Here is a 19,990-nt window from a genome sequence, read left to right as displayed (position 1 = left end):
TGAATGAAATGCGCGACGCTCAGCGCCGGGTCGCCAGCGTCACGAGATCGATTTCGCCGCGCGCCGCACGGGCCTCGAACGACGCGTCGTCGTCGCGCCCGTTCGACGCGCTGCCACATCCGCTGCTGCTGCCGCACCCGCACGACGCTTCGGTCTTCACGCGCGGCAGGTAATGGTTCGACGGCCGCGTGCCCCACTCGGGCATCAGCGCATAGCCGCCACGGTCGCGGATCGCACGCGACACGTCCGATTCGGGATCGTGCACGTCGCCGAACAGCCGTGCCGACGTCGGGCACGCGAGCACGCACGCCGGCTTGCGATCGCGTTCGGGCAGCGCTTCGTTGTCGATGCGGTCCGCGCACAGCGTGCACTTCGTCATCTCCTTGCGGCCTTCGTCGAGTTCGCGCGCGCCGTACGGGCATGCCCACGCGCAGTACTTGCAGCCGATGCACTTGTCGTAGTCGACCAGCACGATGCCGTCCGACTTGCGCTTGAAGCTCGCGCCGGTCGGGCAGACCGGCACGCACGGCGGATCCTCGCAGTGCAGGCACGACTTCGGGAAGTGGATCGTGTCCGTCATCGGGAACACGCCGGCTTCGTAGGTCTGCACGCGATTGAAGAACGTGCCGGACGGATCGTCGTCGTACGGGCGCAGGTCGGCGAGGCTGCCGGCTTCGCCCGACGTGTTCCATTCCTTGCAGCTCGTCACGCAGGCATGGCAGCCGACGCACACGTTCAGGTCGATGACGAGGGCCATCTGGGTCATGGTTGCGCTCCTTCGATCAGCGATCGTCAGACTTCGGGCCCGTCGACGCCGCGCGCCGCAGCCGCGCGGCGAATGCGCCGGTTCCCGCGAAATACGCCTGCACGCGCTGCAGCACGCGCGGCGTGCCCGGCAGCGCCGGCATCGGCGCGAACTGCGGCAGCGTGGTCGCCGCATCGGCCTCGGCCGGGTAGATCCGCACCTGCACGTCGTACCAGCCGGCCTGTCCGGTCACCGGATCGGAGTTCGACAGCCGCGCACCGCTTCGCGCCGCGTCGGGCAGCTCGTCGGTGATCACGTGATTGAGCAGGAAGCCGCGCTGCGATTCGCCCGCTTGCGGGCCGAGGTTCCACGCGCCGGCCGCCTTGCCGATCGCGTTCCAGGTCCATACGGTGCCAGGCTCGACGGCCTCGCTGTAGCGGGCGCGACACCGCACCTTGCCCCACGGCGATTCGACGTAGATCCATGCGCCGTCGTCGATCTGCTGCGCAGCGGCCGTCACGGGGTTCACGAACAGGTGGTTCTCGCCGTGGATCTGCCGCAGCCACGCGTTCTGCGAATCCCACGAGTGGTACATCGCCATCGGCCGCTGCGTGATCGCCGCGAGCGGATAGCGGTTCGCGTCGGTCAGCCCGCTTTCGAGCGACGGATGCCAGAACGGCAGCGGGTCGAAATAGCGCGCGATGCGCTCGCGCAGATGATCCGGCGGCTGGCGGCCCGACGTGCGGCCCTGCGCGGCGAGCCGGAATTTCTGCATCACGTCCGAGTAGAGCTGGATCACGATCGGCACGCCGAACTTGCGCATCCCGTTGTCGACCGCCCATTGCATGTATGGCCCGTTGCAGTTGCGCATGTACTGCAGCGGCTCCGGCAGCCGGTGGTGGTACACGCAGTTGTTCTCCGCGTAGCGTTTCCACTGGTCCGGGTTCGGCTCGCCGACGACGGCCTTGTCGCCGTTCTTGCCGCGCCAGCCGATCAGGAAGCCGGTGCCGGAATCCGGCGCGGTCTGGAAATTGACGACGAAATCCGGATAGTCGCGGTACTTGCGCTGCCCGTCCGGCGTCGTGAAGGCCGGAAACTTCAGCCGGCTGGCCAGCTCGATCAGCACCTCCTGGAACGGTTTGCATTCGCCGGTCGGTGGCACGACCGGCACGCGCACCGAGTCGACCGGCCCGTCGAATTCGGAGATCGGCCGGTCGAGCACCGACATCACGTCATGCCGTTCGAGGTAGGTCGTGTCGGGCAGGATCAGGTCGGCGAACGCGGTCATCTCCGACGCGAACGCGTCGCACACGACGAGGAACGGAATCCGGTATTCGCCGTCGTCGCGCTTGTCGACCAGCATCTTGCGCACTTCCGTCGTATTCATCGACGAATTCCACGCCATGTTGGCCATGAAGATCAGCAGCGTGTCGATCGGATAGGGATCGCCGCGCCACGCGTTGGTGATCACCGAATGCATCAGCCCGTGCACCGCGAGCGGGTATTCCCACGAGAACGCCTTGTCGAGCCGCGCGGGCGTGCCGTCCGGATGGACGAACAGGTCCTCCGGGCCGGCCGGCCAGCCGAGCGGGCCGGTCGCGAGCGGCGTGTTCGGCCTGATCTGGCCGGGATCGTTCGGCGGTTTCGCCGAAGGCGGCACCGCGCGCGGATACGGCGCCTTGTGGCGGAAGCCGCCCGGCCGGTCGATCGTGCCGAGCAGCGACATCAGCACCGCGAGCGCGCGAATCGTCTGGAAGCCGTTCGAATGCGCGGCCAGCCCGCGCATCGCGTGGAATGCAATCGGCACGCCCTTCACCGATTCATGCGCGTTGCCCCACGAATCGGTCCAGCGTACCGGCAGCTCGATCGCCTGCTCGCGCGCAACCGTCTCCATCTCGCTGGCGAGGCGGCGAATCGTGTCGGCCGCGATGCCGGTGATGTCGGCCGCCCATTCGGGCGTGCAGTCGGCCACCTGTTCGCGCAGCAGCGTGAACGACGGCGCGACCGGCGTGCCGTCGTCGAGCGTATAGCGGCCGTCGAGCGCCGGCTCCGCGCCTTCCGCGTGGTGCAGCACCGCGCGGTTCGTCTTCGTGTCCCACCACATCCGGTTCTGCGGGTACAGCGCGTTGACCTCCGGCGCATCGGCGTCGCGCACGAACAGCCCGAACGTGTCGGCGCCGTCACGCCGGTCGATCAGTTCCGCCGCGTTCGTGAAGCGCGACACGAATTCGTGGTCGAACGCATCGCGTGCGATCAGCTCGTGCATCAGCGCCATGAACAGCGCGCCGTCGGTGCCGGGGCGAATCGGAATCCATTCGTCGGCGATCGCCGCATAACCGGTGCGCACCGGATTGATCGCGATGAAGCGGCCGCCCGCGCGCTTGAACTTGCCGAGCGCGATCTTCAGCGGATTCGAATGGTGATCCTCGGCGGTGCCGATCATGAAGAACAGCTTCGCGTTGTCGAGATCGGGGCCGCCGAACTCCCAGAACGAGCCGCCGATCGTGTAGATCATCCCGGCCGCCATGTTCGCGGAGCAGAACCCGCCGTGCGCCGCATAGTTCGGCGTACCGAACTGTTTCGCGAACAGGCCGGTGAGCGCCTGCATCTGGTCGCGGCCCGTGAACAGCGCGAAACGCTTCGGGTCGGTCGCGCGCAGATGCGACAGGCGCTTCTCGAGCACGTCGAACGCGACTTCCCACGACACCGGCTCGAACTGCGCATCGCCGCGCTCGGCGCCCGGCTTGCGCATCAGCGGCTGCGTGAGCCGCGCGGGCGAGTACTGCTTCATGATCCCCGACGAACCTTTCGCGCAGATGACACCCTGGTTCAGCGGATGTTGCGGATTGCCGTCGATATAGCGCACTTCGCCGTCGCGCAGGTGTACGCGGATGCCGCAGCGGCATGCGCACATGTAGCAGGTCGTCGTCTTGATCTCGGCCTGCTCGTCGCGCTCGCGTGCCCGATGTTCCATCGTCTGTCCTCGTTCGCGGATGACGGTGCGCTCCGTCGGGGCGCACCGGTGAATCGGTTCATCCATGCTATGCCGGCCGGCGGCCGACATAAAGTCGCATCCGCCGATCGGTGCTATCGGTCAGCCTGATAGTTGCGCCCGCCACCCGGCGGGCCGCATGCGCGCAGGCCCGGCGCACGCACCGGGCCTGCGGCGTCATGCGGTGTTGCCGGTCAGCGCGGCGGATACGCGAGCAGTTCGCTGTCGTCGAGATGCTCGCGACGGCTGCGGCGCGTGAGCCCGTACGCGACGACGAGTACGCCGAGGCTCGCGACGCCGAGCCAGAGCGGCTTGCGCTGGTCCGGGATGAACGCCATCGCGACGAGGATGCCGACCATGCCGATGATCGCGACCCAGGTCAGGTACGGGTACGCCCACATCTTCACGCGCAGCTTGCCGGCGGCGACCGGGTCGAGACGCTTGCGCAGGCGCAGTTGCGAGAACGCGATCAGCACGTACACGAACAGCGCGACGGTGCCGTACGAATTGACGAGGAACGCGAATACCGTATCGGGCGACACGTACGACATCACGACCGACACGTAGCCGAACACCGTGCCGAGCAGGATCGCGCGCACCGGCACGCCGCGCTTGTTGACCTTCGCGAGCGCGGCCGGCGCGTCGCCATGGCGGGTCAGCGCGAACAGCATCCGCGAGGCCGCATAGAGGCCCGAATTGAGCGCGGACAGCACGGCGGTCAGCACAATCGCGTTCATCACGTTGGCGGCGGCAGGCAGGCCCATCACTTCCAGCGCGCTCACGTACGGCGTGGCCATCTGCGCGGAATTCCACGGCACCAGCGCGACGACGAGCGCGACCGAGCCGACGTAGAACACCAGCACGCGGGTGATCACCGAGTTGGTTGCCTTCGCAACCGCCTTGGCCGGCTCCTTCGCTTCGGCCGCCGCGATCGTGACGATTTCCGCGCCGAAGTAGAATCCGGTAGCCGCGACCGCCCCGCTCATCACCGGCCCGATGCCGAGCGGCATGAAGCCGCCGTGACCGAGCAGCGTCGGCAGCACGGCCGTCGTGTGCATCGACGCGGGCCACAGGCCGAGCACGTAGAGGCCGCCGAGGAACAGGAACACGACGATCGCGCCGACCTTGATCGACGAGAACCAGAATTCGAACTCGCCGTAACTGCCGACCGAGATCAGGTTCGTGAGCGTCAGCACGACCAGCAGCGCGAGGCTGATGATCCACGCCGGCGTGTCGGGCAGCCAGAACTGGATCAGCCTGGCGCCCGCGACCGCTTCCAGCGCGACGACGATCACCCAGAAATACCAGTACATCCAGCCGGTCAGGAAGCCGGCCATCCTGCCCGGCCCGCGCCAGTTGCCGAATGCGAGCCGCGCGTACTCGTAGAACGAGCCGACGGCCGGCATCGCGCACGCCATCTCGCCGAGCATTCGCATCACGAGCACGACGAGCACGCCCGTGATCAGGAACGACAGGATCGCGGCCGGCCCGGTCTGCTGAATCACCACGCCGCTGCCGACGAACAGCCCGGCACCGATCACGCCGCCAAGCGCGATCATCGTCATGTGGCGCTGCTTGAGCCCACACTTCAGGTCACTCTGGTTCGAGGGTTGCATGTCTTCTCCATATCCAGTTGTCCGGCGCCGCCCGCGCCACCTTCGGGTGAACGCGGGCGCCGCCGGCGACGGCGCGTGCAGGGGCACCTGCAGCCCCGGCCGCACGGATTTCTGTTGCTTTTATTGTGTTGTGTCGCCCCGCGCGCTGCGTTGCATCGCGCAGGGTCGCGCGCACTGCGCTCAGGGCTTTTCGTCGTTCCTGAAGTACGACAGGTAGAGCATCCGTTGCCCGAGGCGCCGGAACGGCGCGAACGGGTGGCCGGGCAGCGGCGACGTGAAGATCGGCAGCGTCGGGCGTGCGCCCTTCCCCGCGATCTGCTCGGCGAGCCGGCGGCCGGCCTGCTGCGAATACGACACGCCGTTGCCGCCGTAGCCGAGCGCGTAGTACACGGATTGCCGCGGATCGGGCTGGCACACGCGCGGCATCATGTCGTGGCTCACGTCGACCCAGCCCCACCACGCGTAATCGATCTCGACGCCGCGCAGCGCGGGAAACTTGCGCGCCATGCCTTCCTTCAGCAAATCGAGGTGGCGCGGGTTCGGCGCATCGTCGCCGGTGATCGCGCTGCGGCTGCCGATCTGCAGGCGGCGATCGGGCAGGAAACGGTAGTAGAAGCGCAGCGTGCGCGTGTCGGTCAGCACCTGCGTCGTGCGGAAGTTGCACGCGTCGATCTCGGCGTCGGTCAGCGGCCGCGTGACCATCGAATTCGACAGGATCGGCATCACCTTGCCGCGCAGCGACGGATGCAGCGTCTGCGCGGTGTACGCGCCGGTCGCGATGCCGACCGCGCGGGCCCGCACCACGCCGCCCGGCGTGCGCAGGTGATGCACGCCGTCGATCGTCTCGAAGCCGAGCACGGGGCTGCTCGTATGCACCTTCGCGCCGGCTTCGCGCGCGAGGCGCAGGTAGCCGAACGCGAGTTTCAGCGCATGGATGCCGATGCCTTCCGGCTCGTGCAGCGCGCCGGCCGCCTCGTGATCGTCGATGAATTCGCGGCGGAACGTCTCCGCGCTCAGCAGTTCGGACGGATAGCCGAACACGTCCTTCCACACCTTCGCCTCGGCCGCGAGCTTCGCCATGATGCGCGGGCGGTGCGCGATCAGGAAATGCCCGCCCGGCTGCGGATCGCAGTCGATTTCCGACACGAGCGACTTGAAGTGCTCGAAGCCTTCGAGGATCTCGTCGTGCATCTTCAACGCGACGTCCTTGCCCCAGCGCTCGATCCATTGCGAGCGCGACAGCCGGCCCGACGCGTTCTGCCCCTGGCCGCCGTTGCGGCTGCTGCAGCCCCAGCTGGTGCGGTTGGCCTCGAGCACGACGGCCTTGATGCCGTGGTCCCGCGCGAGGCACAGCGCGGTCGCGAGGCCCGTGTAGCCGGCGCCGATGATCGCGACGTCGACATCGAGATCGCGCGTGACGGGGCCGTCGTCGGGCGGCGGGGTGCCGGCCGTCGCGACCCAGTAGGTCGGCGCGTACTGCTTGCCGCAACCGGGGCCCGGCGACACGAGCGGATCGTAGGTCGGGTCGTAACGCGTATCGTTCGGCCGGCCGCCCGCGAAACCGCGCGTGGTGCGTTCGATGGAAGAGGTCGACATGGTCAGCCCTCCGATGCGGGCGTGCCGGTTGCGCCGCAACCGGCGCACGAGGCGATTCGACTGACTGATGCGGGGCGCGTGTCCGCCGCGCGGGCGGATGCTGCCGACTGCCTGTTGGTCATGCCTGTCTCCTGATCGTTCTCTTCGGGTCGATCGTGTGCAGATGCTTCCATGCGGCGATCTGTCGAGGAAAGTGTAGGCAGGCCGATTTACCGCAGGTAGGGCCAGTGGGCCGGATTCGCTTGGACCAGCGCGCGGGCCGGCGCGCGGGGCAACCGGTGGCAGGCGGCAGGCGCGAACGCGAGGCCGCGGCGCCACCGCGCCGATACGCCCCCGCACACCGCCACCCGCCCGGCTCAGGCGTCACGTCACGTCGCGCGCACCGCGACGCCGGCCATGCCGCCGCGTTTCTCGATCGCCCGCACGGACACGATCGACAGGAGTGCAGACAACATCACGTAAACCCCGACGAGCCACGGCGCGCCGCCGTTCGCACGCAGCAGCGCGGTCGCGACGATCGGCGTGAGGCCGCTCGCGAAGATGCCCGACACCTGGTAGACGAACGAAATGCCCGTGTAACGCACGTTCGCGTCGAACAGCTCCGCGAACAGCGCGGCCTCCGGCCCGTACGCCATCGCGTAGAAGATCCCGAACGGAATCACCAGCGCGAGCCACACGGCGAGCAGGTTCGTCGACTGCGTCTGCAGCAGCCAGAACGCGGGCAGCACCGACAGCCCGCACAGCGTCGCGCCCCACCGGTACACGCGCGCGCGGCCGAGCCGGTCCGACAGGCTGCCGAACACGGGGATGAACCCGCACATCACGACGGCCGCGCTCATCACGCCGAGCAGCGCGTCGCCGCGCGAGATCGACAGGTTGCGCGTCATGTAGCCGATCGAGAACACCGCGAACACGTTGAAGAACACGCCGTCGATATAACGCGCGCCCATCCCGAGCAGGATCGCCTGCCGGTAATTGCCGAGCAGTTCGACCACCGGCAGCTTCGTGTCGCGCCGCTGGCGCTTGAGCGCGACGAACTCTGGCGTGTCGGCCACACGCGTGCGGATATAGAAGCCGACCGCGACGAGCAGCAGCGACGCCGCGAACGCGACACGCCAGCCCCACGCGAGAAACGCGGCGTCCGGCAGCGCGCGCGACAGCCCCGCGACGACGCCGGCCGCGAGACACAGCCCGATCGCGAGACCGATCTGCGGCAGGCTCGCATACAGCCCGCGCCGGTGCGGCGGCGCGTATTCGTACGCCATCAGCACCGCGCCGCCCCACTCGCCGCCAAGGCCGATACCCTGCAGCACGCGCAGCGTCAGCAGCAGCACGGGCGCCCACATGCCGATCTGCGCGTAGGTCGGCAGGAACGCGACGCCGGCCGTCGACACGCCCATGATCAGCATCGTCAGGATCAGCGCGGACTTGCGCCCGACGCGGTCGCCGAGATGGCCGAACAGCAAGCCGCCGAGCGGCCGCGTGACGAAGCCGACCGCGAACGTCGCATACGCGAGCATCGTCGACACGAACGCGTCGCCGGACGGAAAGTACTGCTTGTCGAACACGATGCCGGCGACCACGCCGTACAGGAAAAAGTCGTACCACTCGACGGTCGCGCCGATCACGCTGGCCGCGGCCACGCGTCGGACGACCCGGGAATCGATTGCCATGCGAGCTTCTCCAGGTAAGGATGCGCCGCAACCTGCCCCGACGCCGTGCCGGCGGGGGCATCGATGAGCGCGCGGCGGCCGTCCGGGCGCAGGAGCACGGGCCGCGCGGGCGCTTCGCGCTACGCGAGCGCCTCGGCGGCCGGCGCGACGCTGCGGCCGCGATCGGCCTCGCGCGCGTCCTCGAGAATCATGTCGGACGCCTTCTCGGCGACCATCACGATCGGCACGTTGGTATTGCCCGATACGAGCGTCGGCATGATCGAGCAGTCGACCACGCGCAAGCCCCGCGTGCCGTACACGCGCAGCCGCTCGTCGACGACCGCGAGCGGATCGCTCGCGACGCCCATTTTCGCGGTGCCGGACGGATGGAAGATCGTCTGTCCGTATTCGCGGCAGAATTCGAGCAGCTCGTCGTCCGTCTGCGCGTGCGCGCCGGGCCGCACCTCGCGCTTCATCAGCGGCGCCATCGGCTCGGCGGCCGCGACACGGCGCGCGAAGCGCACGCCGGCCAGCGTCGTCCGGCGGTCGCGCTCGGTGTCGAGATAGTTCGGCTGGATCGACGGCGCGTCGCGCGCATCGCCGGTACGAATCCGTACGGTACCGCGCGATTCGGGCCGCAACTGGCAGATCGAATACGTGCAGCCGGGAAACGGATGCACGCTGCCGCCAGCCGAATCGGCCGACAGCGTCGAGAAATGGAACTGGATGTCGGGCGTCGCCGATTCGTCCGGCAACGCGCGGCAGAACATCCCGCCCTGGTTGATGCCGATCGCGAGCGGACCGCCGCGGAACAGCGCCCATTGCAGCCCCATCTTCGCGCGGCCGACCCACGAATGCAGCTCGTCGTTGGTCGTGATCGGTTTCGTCACCTCGTAGATCAGCCGCACCTGCAGATGATCCTGCAGGTTCTCGCCGACGCCCTTCCGGTCGGCCACGACGGCAATCCCGTGCCGGTCCAGCAGTGACGCGGGGCCGACGCCCGACACCTGAAGCAATTGCGGCGACTGTAGCGCACCGGCCGCGAGGATCACCTCGCGCAGCGCGCGCACTTCATGCACCTTGCCGTGCTGCACGTAGTGCACGCCGGACGCCTGCGCGCCGTCGAACAGCACCTTCAGCGCCTGCGCGTCGGTCTCGATGTGCAGGTTCGGCCGCCCGCGCGCGGGCTTCAGGTACGCGACCGCGGTCGAGCAGCGCAAGCCGTTGCGCGTCGTGAGCTGGTAGTAGCCGACACCTTCCTGATCGCCCGTGTTGAAATCATCGACCGTGCGCACGCCGAGCCGGTTCGACGCGGCGACGAACGCATCGACGAGTTCGTGCCGCTGCCGGATCGCCGACGCCCACAGCGGGCCGCCGGTGCCGCGCGTCGGGCCTTCGCCGAGCGTGTTGTGTTCGAGCCGCCGGAAATACGGCAGGCATTCGCGCCAGCTCCAGCCGCGGTTGCCGAGCGCGGCCCAGTGGTCGTAATCCTGCTGCTGCCCGCGCACGTAGATCAGCCCGTTGATCGAGCTGCAGCCGCCGAGCGTGCGGCCGCGCGGCCAGTACAGGCGGCGGTTGTGCATGTTCGGGTCGGGATCGGTGTGGAAGCCCCAGTTGTACACCGGGTGGAACATCGTCTTGCCATAACCGATCGGCACGTGGATCCACATGGAGTGGTCGGCGGGGCCCGCCTCCAGCAGGCACACCGTATGGCGGCCGCCGTCGGACAGCCGGTTGGCGAGGACGCAACCGGCCGATCCCGCGCCGACCACGACATAGTCGAAGCTGCGTGTCATTCCGTGTCTCCGTTCCGGGGTATGAGAAAAATCCGGTATGTTTTGTCCAAATTTATTGAGCACACGGAACGCGTACAAGCCGATTTATTGTCCACGCGGTGAATGTGGTACAAAAACCGTTCAATTCGTTTCATTTCCCTCGCACACACCATCCCGGGACGCCCGCCGATCCCGACGGAGGAGACACATGCGCGACACCGCCCCCGCGCCGCCCGACGGCGCGCCCGCCGACGATGCGCGCGTGCTGCGCGCGCTCGCCGTGCTCGAAGCGCTCGCATCGGCCGGACAGCCGTACACGCTGTCGCAGCTCGCCGCACGGCTGCACATTCCGAAGGCGACGCTGCTGCGCCTGATCGAATCGCTCGAAACACGCGGCTACGTGATCCACATGCCCGACTCGCGCGGCCACGACCGCGGCATCGCGCTCGGCCCGCGCGCCGCGCAGTTCGCGCTCGCGGCGCTGTCGAACAACACGTTCACGCGCGGCTGCCGGTCGGTGCTGCGCGCGCTCGTCGACGTGCTCGGCGAGACCTGCAACCTCGCCGCGCTCGACGGCGACACGGTGCTGTACGTCGAACGTGTGGAGACGACCGAGCCGCTGCGGCTCGAGATGCGGCCCGGCATACACGTGCCGCTGCATTGCACGGCGAGCGGCAAGCTGTTCCTGTCGCAGATGAATGCGCTGGAGCGCAACGCGCTGCTCGCGCGGCTCTCGCTGCAGAAGATGACCTACCGGACGCTGACCGATGCGCAATTGCTCGCGGCCGAGCTCGACCGGCTGGCCGCGCGCGGCGTCGGCATCGACAACGAGGAATTCGTACGGGGAATGGTGGCCGTCGCGGTGCCGGTGAAGGATGCCGCGAGCGGTCGCGTGCTCGCGGCGCTCGCCGTGCATGCGCCGACCGCGCGCGCGACGCTCAACGATCTGCTGGAGAACGTGCCGAAGATGCGCGACGCGGCCACGCGGCTCGCGCCGCTGTTGCATGCGGCCGACGGCGCGCCGCCGGGCTGATGCGGCCGCGCGCGTTCATGCATGAGCCGGCGGGGTGTCGCGCGCTACGCGTCCAGCGCGAGCAACGCGAACGTCGCGAGCCAGTGCTCGCCCATGTAGTCGCCGGCCACGTGCGCGAGCGCGCTCGCGAGATGCCGGTCGGCCGCATCGAGCAGCTTCGCGCGCCGCGCATCGCCTGCCGGCAGCGCGCCGGCCAGCGAACGCTGGCACCACGCGCGGCTCAGGTTCAGCCCGTCCAGATGCGCGATCTTGCCGTCGCTGCGATCGCTGACGGTCGCCGGCTCGAACAGCGTCGCCGGTTCGCCGCGCAAGAGGTCGGGCAGGAAGCGCGCGAACCAGCCGTCGAATTCGGCGGCCGGCAGCACGCGCCGCATCAGCTCGGCTTCCATCAGCGCGGGCGACAGGAATTCGTCGCCCGACGGCTCCCACGCCTGGCATGCGACGTCGTTCAGGTGCCAGCGCTTCGCGGTATCGACGATCAGCGCGGCAAGCCCGTCGCGCTGCGTGTCGCGCGCGAAATCGAGCGCGAGCGCCAGCGCGAACGCGGTGTTGAAGTGCGTGCCGACGCGGAGCGGATAGGTGGCCTTCGGCAGGAAAGTCTCGAAGCGCGACACGAACAGGTCGGCCAGCGGCGCCATCGTCTTCGCCCAGCGCGCGGCCTGCGGCAGCGCGCCCTTCAGCGCGAGTCGCTCGAGCTGCGCGGCGAGCGCGAGCAGCCACGCCCAGCCGTACGGCCGCTCGAAGCCGCTGTTGTGCGGCCGCGCGAGATACGCACGCTCGCCGGCAACGTTCGCGTCGGTGAAATGCGCGTCGACGATCGCGACGATGCGCTCGGTCTCCGGCAATGCCGGGTAGCGTTCGAGCACGCGCAGCACGAGCCAGTAGCCATGCACGCACGAGTGCCAGTCGTAGCTGCCGTAGAAGATCGGATGCAGCGCGCGCGGCCCCTGCACGTCGTGCGGACCTTCGAGCGCATGCGTGAGCTTGTTCGGATATTCGCGGGTCAGGTGTGCGAGCGCGAGCGACGCGAATTTCGACGCGAGTTCGGGGGTGAGTCGGTCGGTCATGAGGATCTCGTCCATCGAGTCAGAAGCGGAATACGAACGCGTACATCAGCAGCGTGTTCACGGCCAGCAGCAGCACGGCCGTCGGCCACTGCGTCTTGATCACGCCGTTCTTGTCCTTCAGTTCGAGCAGCGCCGCGGGCACGATGTTGAAGTTCGCGGCCATCGGCGTCATCAGCGTACCGCAGAAGCCGCTCAGCATCCCGATCGCGCCCATGATCGCCGGATTGCCGTGGAACTGATGGACGATCAGCGGCAGGCCGATGCCGGCCGTCATCACCGGAAACGCGGCGAAGCCGTTGCCCATGATCATCGTGAACAGCGCCATGCCGACCGTGTAGGCCGCGACCACCGCGAACGGCGAATCGATCGGCACCCACGCCTTCACGAGCCCCGACACCACGCCGCCGACGCCCGCGACCGCGAACAGCGCGCCGAGCGCGGCGAGCATCTGCGGCAGGATCGCGGCCCAGCCGACCGCATCCATCGTATGGCGCGCTTCCTTCAGCGCATGCACGGGCGAATCGCGCAGCATCGCGAGCGCGACGCCGAACGCGACGATCGTGCCGAGCACGAGCGAGATCAGCGTCACGCTCTTCGGCTCGACGAACGGCACGAGTTTCAGCGCGAACGTGCCGATCAGCGTGACGACCGGAATCAGCAGCGCGGGCAGGAACAGCCGGTTGCCGAACCGTTGGGCGAGCGTCTCGCGCCGCACGGCCGCCGCTTCGCCGGCCTCGTCGGACTGGCCGCGGCCGAGCTTGCCCGAACCGGCGATCAGCGCGAGCGCGATCGCGAGGCAACCCATGACGAAATGCGGCAGCAGCGCGCCGAACAGGAACGTGACCGCGTAGATGGCCCAGAACGCGAAATTGACGACGCGCCGCGGGTTCGTGCGGTCCGTCAGGTTGAAGTACGCGAACGCGGCGAACATCAGCCCCGCGAGCGTGTACAGCGATTCGAGGCCGATCATCGCGCGCCCTCCTGCGTCACCAGGCCGAAGCCGCGCGCGAGCCGGCGGTCGAGCAGCGCGAGGCGCGTGCAGTGGATCAGCAGCGCGGCGATCGCGGTCGGGATCGCCCACACCGACAGGTGCAGCGGCTCGATGGAGATGCCGTTCTGTTCGAGAAAGCCCTTGATCAGCAGGATCGACTGGATCGCGATGAAGATGTCCTCGCCGAAGAACACGGCGACGTTGTCGGCGCCCGACGCATGCGCGCGGATCTGCTGGCGCACCGACTCGGGCAGCTCGCCGTGCCGGCCGACCGCGGCGGCCTCGGCCATCGGCGCGATCAGCGGCCGCACCATCTGCGCGTGGCCGCCGAGCGACGTGAGACCGAGTGCGGCCGTCGCCTGGCGCAGCACGAAGTACAGCATCAGCACGCGGCCCGTGGTGGCCGCCTGCACACGCGAGATCATTCGCCTCGCCTGCTCCTTGAGCCCGTTGCGCTCGAGCAGCGCGATCACCGGCAGCGTGAGCCAGATCAGCCCCATGTAGCGGTTCTCGGTGAACGCCTTGCCGAACGCGCTGACGATGTCGACGAGATTCAGCCCGCCAGCCAGCCCCGTCGCGAGCCCCGCGATCGTGACCACCAGCAGCGCATTGAAGCGCAGCGCGAAGCCGATCACGACGATCGGCACCCCAATCAGCACCAGCATTTCCCCTCCTCGTGTCTGGGCGCGCGGCACGTCGGCCACGCACTGCCGGCCCGGTTTGCATCGGGCTCGGACGGCGAAATCTAGCACGAGACTTTATCGATAAAAAGTCGACGATTCGCCGGTTCGGGTAAACGTTGAAGCCCGCTGGATACCGTGCACGCGCCGTGTGTCGGTCGCATTTCATCGGACGAATCGGGCCGGCCCGCGTGCGTGGCGCGGCCCCGACCTGCCGACTACACTGAAAAGCATCGGCAACGTACGGGAGAGCCGCCATGATTGACGTATTCCAGACCATCGGCAGCCGCGCGTTCTCCGCTCATCTGGCGAAGGACGGGATGGTGACGCTGATGGAGCAACGCCAGGAGGTCGACCGCGTGACGCTCGCGACCGCTTATGCCGCGCTCGTCGAGGAAGCCGAACAGGAAGGCGACCTGCTCGACGCGACGGTCGAAGGGATGATGCGCGCGCTGATCCAGGGCTACGCGCGCAGCCATTGACGGCGCGGCGCGGCGGCGCGTCCGCCGTGCGGCATGGTGCCCGGTGCAGCCCGCTACGCGGCCGGCGTGCCCGCGCCCACGCCGAACCACCGGCCCTCGCGCAGTTGCCGGTAATCGGCCTGCGTGAAGATCCTCAGCAAGTTCGCCACCGCGCCGTTGCTGGCGCGATCGCGTTCCGTCATGAAGGCTTCGACCGCATCGTGGCCGGCAAACAGGATCGTGCTGAAATAACGCTCGCGCTCCGCGTCGGGCAGGTTCGTCGCGCTCAACTGGTACGGATGGTGAAGCGCCGCGAACAGGAAGTAATAGCGCTCGGCATCGTCGCGCAGCACGCGCACCACATCGGGTTCGACCGGAAAATCGCGGTAGAACGACGCGTGCCCGCTCTCGATGTAGATCCGGTACAGCAAACGGCCGTCCTGCTCGATCACGATCGGCGCGTACGGGTCGCGGCTGGCGAGTACGGTATCGGGCGCGGTCATCCGGTTCTCCCCTTTCTTTTTTGTCGATGCCGGCACGGTAACATGCGGACTTTTGCGGCCTGTCCGGACAGCATCGGCTGGCCCGCTTGCAGGCAATGCGGCCCGGTCATAGAGGAAACGCACTGAAACGGCATCATGCGCACATTTTTCGATTGCCGCCGCCCGCGCTGCATGACAGCATTCGGGCGTCGTCAACCGAAAAGAATGCCGCGCCGTCCGGCCGCCGATGCCGCCCGGCCGCGCCGAACAGGCAGCCCCCTCCATGAACCCGGCCCAGCTCCAACAACACTACGAACCGACCGGAGAATTCCGCTTGTGAACATCGGCATCGTCAACGACCTCCCGCTTGCCGTCGAGGCGATGCGCCGCGCGATCGCGCGACGGCCCGAGCACCGCGTGCTGTGGGTCGCGACCGACGGCGCGCAGGCCGTCGAACTGTGCGCCGCGCAGCCGCCCGACATCGTGCTGATGGATCTGATCATGCCGAAATTCGACGGGATCGAAGCGACGCGGCGGATCATGCGTTCCGAACGACCGTGCGCGATCCTGATCGTGACGAGCTGCATCGGCGCGAACGCGTGGCGCGTGTTCGAGGCGATGGGCGCCGGTGCGCTCGACGCGGTCGACACGCCGCGGCTCGGCGACGGCGCCGCCGGCGACACGACGAAACTCCTGCTCGCAAAGATCGACCAGATCGGCCGCCTGCTCGACGCGCCGGGCGGCACGCGCGTCGCCGGCGCGGCCGCGCGCGGCGGCGGCCCGCTGATCGCGATCGGCGCATCGGCCGGCGGCCCCGGCGCGCTCGCGTCGATCCTCGGCAGCCTGCCGGCCGATTTCAATGCGCCGATCGTGATCGTGCAGCACGTCGATCGCGCGTTCGCCGAAGGCATGGCGCAATGGCTCGACGGCCAGACCCGGATCGCCGTGCGCGTCGCGCGCGAAGGCGACCGTCCGCAGCCGGGCGTCGCGCTGCTCGCCGCGACCGACGATCACCTGCGCATCACGCGCGCCGGCACGCTCGAATACACGCGGGAACCGGCCGCCACGCCGTATCGTCCGTCGGTCGACGTGTTCTTCAACAGCCTGACCGAGCACTGGCCCGGCCGCGTGATCGGCGTCCTGCTCACGGGGATGGGGCGCGACGGCGCGATCGGCCTGAAGGCGCTGCGGATGAAGGGCTACCATACGATCGCGCAGGACGAGGCGACCAGCGCCGTGTACGGGATGCCGAAGGCGGCCGCGACGCTCGGCGCGGCACGCGCGATCCTGCCGCTCGGGCGCATCGCGGGCGAGCTGGCGGCGCTCGCACGGATCTGAGCCCGACGATGACCGCGCGCGACACCCATGCCTGCCCCTGCGACAACCGCAACGCCCCGCCTCGACCATGACGATTGACCTGACTCGCCCGCCAGGCAGCCCGACCGCGTCGCCCGCCGACACGCCGGCGATGGTGTTGCTGGTCGACGACCAGACGATCGTCGCGGAAGCCGTGCGGCGCGCGCTCGTCGACGAGGAAGGCATCGACTTCCACTACTGCCCGCGCTCGGACGACGCGATGGCCACCGCGATCGAGACGCGCCCGACCGTGATCCTGCAGGATCTCGTGATGCCGGGCATCGACGGGTTGAGCCTCGTGCGGGCGTACCGCGCGAATCCGGCGACGCGCGACGTGCCGATCATCGTGCTGTCGACGCAGGAAGAACCGGTGATCAAGAGCGCCGCGTTCGCGTCCGGCGCGAACGACTATCTGGTCAAGCTGCCCGACCGCATCGAGCTCATCGCGCGTATCCGCTACCACTCGCGCTCGTACATGAACCTGCTGCAGCGCGACGAAGCCTATCGCGCGCTGCGGCAGTCGCAACAGCAACTGCTCGAAGCCAATCTCGAACTGCGGCGCCTCACGCACTCCGACGGCCTGACCGGGCTGTCGAACCGGCGCTATCTCGACGAATACCTGGCCGCCGAGTGGCGGCGCGGCACGCGCGAGCGCAGCGAGCTGTCGCTGCTGATGATCGACGTCGACAACTTCAAGCTGTACAACGACACGTACGGGCACGTGTCGGGCGACAGCGTGCTCAAGCAGATCGCATCGACGATCGAACGCTGCCTCGGGCAGTCGGGCGATCTCGCCGCACGCTTCGGCGGCGAGGAATTCGCGGTCGTGATGCCGGCCACGTCGCCGGGCGCCGCGCGGCTGCTCGGCGAGAAGATCCGGCTCGCGGTCGAGGCGCTGCGACTGCGGCACGCGCATTCGTCGACGGGCAACCACACCGTGACGATCAGCATCGGCGGCGCGAGCATCGTGCCCGCGCCCGGCCTGCCGACGACCGTCCTGATCGAGGCGGCCGACCGCGCGCTCTATCGCGCGAAGCACGCAGGCAAGAACCGGGTCGAGATCGATCCGTCGTCGCCGCCGCCGGGCACCGGCGGGTTCGACGCGCGCTAGCGGGTACCACCAGCGAGCGCGCTGCGCTCAGGCTGCGCCGAGCCGGCGCGCGTAGTCGTTCGCGTCCAGCGGCCGGCTGAACAGATAGCCCTGCTGCATGTCGCAGCCGATCTGCTGCAGGAACCACGACTGCGCCTGCGTCTCGACGCCTTCGGCCGTGACCTTCATCCCGAGCGAATGCGCCATCGCGACGACCGCCTGCGTGATCGCGACCGAGTCGTGATGATCGGGCACGCCCGACACGAACGAGCGGTCGACCTTCAGGTTGTGCAGCGGAAAGCGCTTCAGGTACGCGAGCGACGAATAGCCGGTGCCGAAATCGTCGACCGAGATCCGCACGTTCATGTCCGTGAGCGCTTCGAGCATCGGCAGCACGGTATCCGTGTCGTTCATCAGCACGCCTTCGGTGATCTCCAGTTCGAGCGCGGACGGGTCGAGCCGCGTTTGCGCGAGACAGCGGGCGACCGATTCGACGAGCCCTTCGTGAAACTGCCGCGGCGACAGGTTGACGGCCAGCATCAGGTCCGGCGCGATCGTGCGGCGCCACTCGGCCGCCTGCCGGCACGCGGTTTCGAGCACCCACTGGCCGATCGCGACGATCAGCCCCGTGTCTTCCGCGACCGGAATGAATTCCGCCGGCGACATCGGCCCGAGCTCGGGGCTCGTCCAGCGCAGCAGCGCCTCGGCGCCGACCGTGCGGCCGCTGCGCGCATCGACGACGGGCTGATACGCGAGCCGCAGCATGTCCGACGCGAGCGCGCGCCGCAGCGACTGCTCGATCGCGAAGCGGCGCTGCAGCCGCAGGTTGAGCTGCGCGGTGAAGAACGTGAAGTGATTGCGGCCGCGCTGCTTCGCGTCGTACATCGCCGAATCGGCGTTGCGCATCAGCGTCACGGCATCGTCGCCGTCGCGCGGCGCGACGCTGATGCCGATCGATACGCCGAGCCAGTATTCGTTGTTCGCGATCGCGAACGGCTTCGCGATCGCTTCGATGACCTCGCGCGCGAGCACCGCGAGACGGTCGGGATCGTCGCAGTCGTCGACGAGGATCACGAACTCGTCGCCGCCGACGCGCGTGAGCGCGTAGCGGCCGTCCGCACAGGCCGCGAGCCGCGCCGCGACGCTGCGCAGCAGCGCATCGCCCGCGTCGTGGCCGGCCGTGTCGTTGACCTTCTTGAAGCCGACCAGATCGATGAACAGGATCGCGACGCGCGCGGGCCCGGCCGCCGCGTCGTGCACGCCGAACAGCTCGCGCATGCGGTCGCCGAGCCAGCGGCGGTTGTAGAGGCCCGTCAGCGCGTCGCGGGTCGCAAGATAGCGCAACTGCTGCTGCGCTTCGCGCACGGGGCCGATGTCGTTGAACGACACGAGCACCGAGTCGGCCTGCGTCTCGCCCGGCCTCACGATCGGCACCGCGTTGCCGCGCACCCAGATGATGTCGCCGTCCGCGAGGCCGAAGCCGACCGTGTAGTCGAGCATCGGCGTGGCCGTCTCGAGCGCGCGCAGGCTCGGCCAGTCGCGCGGCGCGATCGGCGTGCCGTCCTCGCGCAGCTTGCGCAGGATCACCGTCGACAGCCGGCGGCCGACGAGCTCGCCCTTCACGCGCATCATCCGGTTCGCGCTCGGATTGCTCGCGATCACGACGCCCTCGCGCGATATGACGAGGATGCCCTCGCTCAGGCTGTTGACGACGAGCCGATGATGTTCCTCGCTGCGCGCGAGTTGCCGCGCGATCCGGTCCTGGTGCACCGCGAGGCCGACGCTGTTGCCGATATCGCGCAACAGTGCGGTTTCCTCGCCGCTCGGGCGGCACGGCCGGTGGTGATAGACGGCGAACGCGCCGAGCACGATGCCCGCCTCGTCGAGGAACGGCACCGACCAGCACGCGCGCAAGCCCAGCGGCAACGCGATGGCGCGGTAGTCGGCCCACAGCGGATCGGTTTCGATGTCCTCGACGGCGATCATCCGGCGCTCGTACATCGCGGTGCCGCACGAGCCGGCCGCGGGGCCGATCGTCGCGCCGTCGATCGCCGCGCTGTACTGCGCGGGCAGCGACGGCGCCGCGCCGACGCGCACGTGCACGCCGTCCGGATCGAGCAGCAGGATCGTGCACGACGCGCCGTCGCCGAGCAAAGCCTCGGCACGCCGGCAAACTTCGACCAACAGTTCCGGCAGCGGCGTGTTGCGCGTGATCAGCCTCAGCACGCTCTGCTCGGATGCGAGCACTTCCGCGGCGAGCCCGAGGCTGTAGCGAGAACTTTGCGGTTCGGTATTCAAGCTGAATCCTGCCGTCTGTCCGACCGGGTCTGATGCGCCCGATTCGTTATCGATATTTCGTGCCTGTCCCGCCCCGGGTTTACGCCGATGCCCGGTGCGCCCCGTTTGCGCGCCGTGCCAGGGTGCGTCGAAATGTATTTAACACCAATCCGTGAC

15 protein-coding genes are annotated in these 19,990 nt (G+C 68.7%); 4 read left to right on the top strand and 11 right to left on the bottom strand.

Annotated elements, in window-relative coordinates; translation table 11 throughout:
• Positions 1–19: 19 nt before the first annotated feature.
• The 6 genes from HWW87_RS04020 to HWW87_RS03995 form a co-directional block, all read right to left on the bottom strand.
• Complete coding sequence (locus HWW87_RS04020; protein WP_175819331.1) at positions 20–766, bottom strand: 4Fe-4S dicluster domain-containing protein; 747 nt, start codon at positions 764–766, stop codon at positions 20–22.
• A 16-nt stretch (positions 767–782) separates the two neighbouring features.
• Complete coding sequence (locus HWW87_RS04015; protein WP_175819330.1) at positions 783–3,719, bottom strand: molybdopterin oxidoreductase family protein; 2,937 nt, start codon at positions 3,717–3,719, stop codon at positions 783–785.
• A 212-nt stretch (positions 3,720–3,931) separates the two neighbouring features.
• Complete coding sequence (locus HWW87_RS04010; RefSeq protein ID WP_175819329.1) at positions 3,932–5,353, bottom strand: amino acid permease; 1,422 nt, start codon at positions 5,351–5,353, stop codon at positions 3,932–3,934.
• A gap of 180 nt (positions 5,354–5,533) precedes the next feature.
• Entirely contained in the window at positions 5,534–6,949 is a 1,416-nt protein-coding gene (locus HWW87_RS04005; protein ID WP_175819328.1) for an FAD-binding oxidoreductase, read from the bottom strand.
• Positions 6,950–7,317: 368 nt separating this feature from the next.
• Positions 7,318–8,622: an MFS transporter gene (locus HWW87_RS04000; RefSeq protein WP_175819327.1), complete on the bottom strand. Its 1,305-nt coding sequence runs from the start codon at positions 8,620–8,622 to the stop codon at positions 7,318–7,320.
• Positions 8,623–8,741: 119 nt separating this feature from the next.
• A complete protein-coding gene (locus HWW87_RS03995; protein WP_175819326.1) occupies positions 8,742–10,397 on the bottom strand; it encodes a choline dehydrogenase in 1,656 nt (551 codons plus the stop codon).
• A gap of 187 nt (positions 10,398–10,584) precedes the next feature.
• Here HWW87_RS03995 and HWW87_RS03990 point away from each other — a divergent pair, with 187 nt between their 5' ends.
• Entirely contained in the window at positions 10,585–11,409 is an 825-nt protein-coding gene (locus HWW87_RS03990) for an IclR family transcriptional regulator (protein ID WP_175819325.1), read from the top strand.
• 44 nt (positions 11,410–11,453) lie between these two features.
• Here the strand turns inward: HWW87_RS03990 and HWW87_RS03985 are convergent, their stop codons facing one another.
• The 3 genes from HWW87_RS03985 to HWW87_RS03975 are packed head-to-tail and all read right to left on the bottom strand — an operon-like array spanning position 11,454 to position 14,132.
• Positions 11,454–12,476 carry a DUF2891 domain-containing protein gene (locus HWW87_RS03985; protein ID WP_175819324.1) on the bottom strand — a complete coding sequence of 341 codons (1,023 nt, stop codon included), beginning with the start codon at positions 12,474–12,476 and terminating at the stop codon, positions 11,454–11,456.
• A gap of 19 nt (positions 12,477–12,495) precedes the next feature.
• Entirely contained in the window at positions 12,496–13,446 is a 951-nt protein-coding gene (locus HWW87_RS03980) for a DUF979 domain-containing protein (RefSeq protein WP_175819323.1), read from the bottom strand.
• On the bottom strand, positions 13,443–14,132 hold the full coding sequence (locus HWW87_RS03975) for a DUF969 domain-containing protein (RefSeq protein WP_174433898.1): 690 nt from the start codon (positions 14,130–14,132) through the stop codon (positions 13,443–13,445). Before HWW87_RS03975 ends, HWW87_RS03980 begins: the two co-directional genes overlap by 4 nt.
• A gap of 272 nt (positions 14,133–14,404) precedes the next feature.
• Here HWW87_RS03975 and HWW87_RS03970 point away from each other — a divergent pair, with 272 nt between their 5' ends.
• The gene (locus HWW87_RS03970) at positions 14,405–14,629 is read left to right on the top strand and encodes a hypothetical protein (protein ID WP_060263547.1); all 225 of its coding nucleotides are present in this window, start codon (positions 14,405–14,407) and stop codon (positions 14,627–14,629) included.
• A gap of 53 nt (positions 14,630–14,682) precedes the next feature.
• Here HWW87_RS03970 and HWW87_RS03965 read toward each other — a convergent pair whose 3' ends face one another.
• The gene (locus tag HWW87_RS03965; protein ID WP_175819322.1) at positions 14,683–15,111 is read right to left on the bottom strand and encodes a hypothetical protein; all 429 of its coding nucleotides are present in this window, start codon (positions 15,109–15,111) and stop codon (positions 14,683–14,685) included.
• A gap of 315 nt (positions 15,112–15,426) precedes the next feature.
• On the opposite strand from HWW87_RS03965, the gene HWW87_RS03960 reads away from it, so the two are divergent.
• Both HWW87_RS03960 and HWW87_RS03955 read left to right on the top strand, forming a co-directional pair.
• Complete coding sequence (locus HWW87_RS03960) at positions 15,427–16,428, top strand: chemotaxis response regulator protein-glutamate methylesterase (RefSeq protein WP_175819321.1); 1,002 nt, start codon at positions 15,427–15,429, stop codon at positions 16,426–16,428.
• 67 nt (positions 16,429–16,495) lie between these two features.
• Complete coding sequence (locus tag HWW87_RS03955; RefSeq protein ID WP_175819320.1) at positions 16,496–17,557, top strand: diguanylate cyclase; 1,062 nt, start codon at positions 16,496–16,498, stop codon at positions 17,555–17,557.
• 27 nt (positions 17,558–17,584) lie between these two features.
• Here the strand turns inward: HWW87_RS03955 and HWW87_RS03950 are convergent, their stop codons facing one another.
• Positions 17,585–19,834: an EAL domain-containing protein gene (locus HWW87_RS03950; RefSeq protein WP_175819319.1), complete on the bottom strand. Its 2,250-nt coding sequence runs from the start codon at positions 19,832–19,834 to the stop codon at positions 17,585–17,587.
• Positions 19,835–19,990 lie beyond the last annotated feature (156 nt).

The organism is Burkholderia sp. BCC0419, from assembly GCF_902830285.1.
GTDB lineage: Bacteria > Pseudomonadota > Gammaproteobacteria > Burkholderiales > Burkholderiaceae > Burkholderia.
This window is presented reverse-complemented; position numbering and strand designations above follow the sequence as displayed.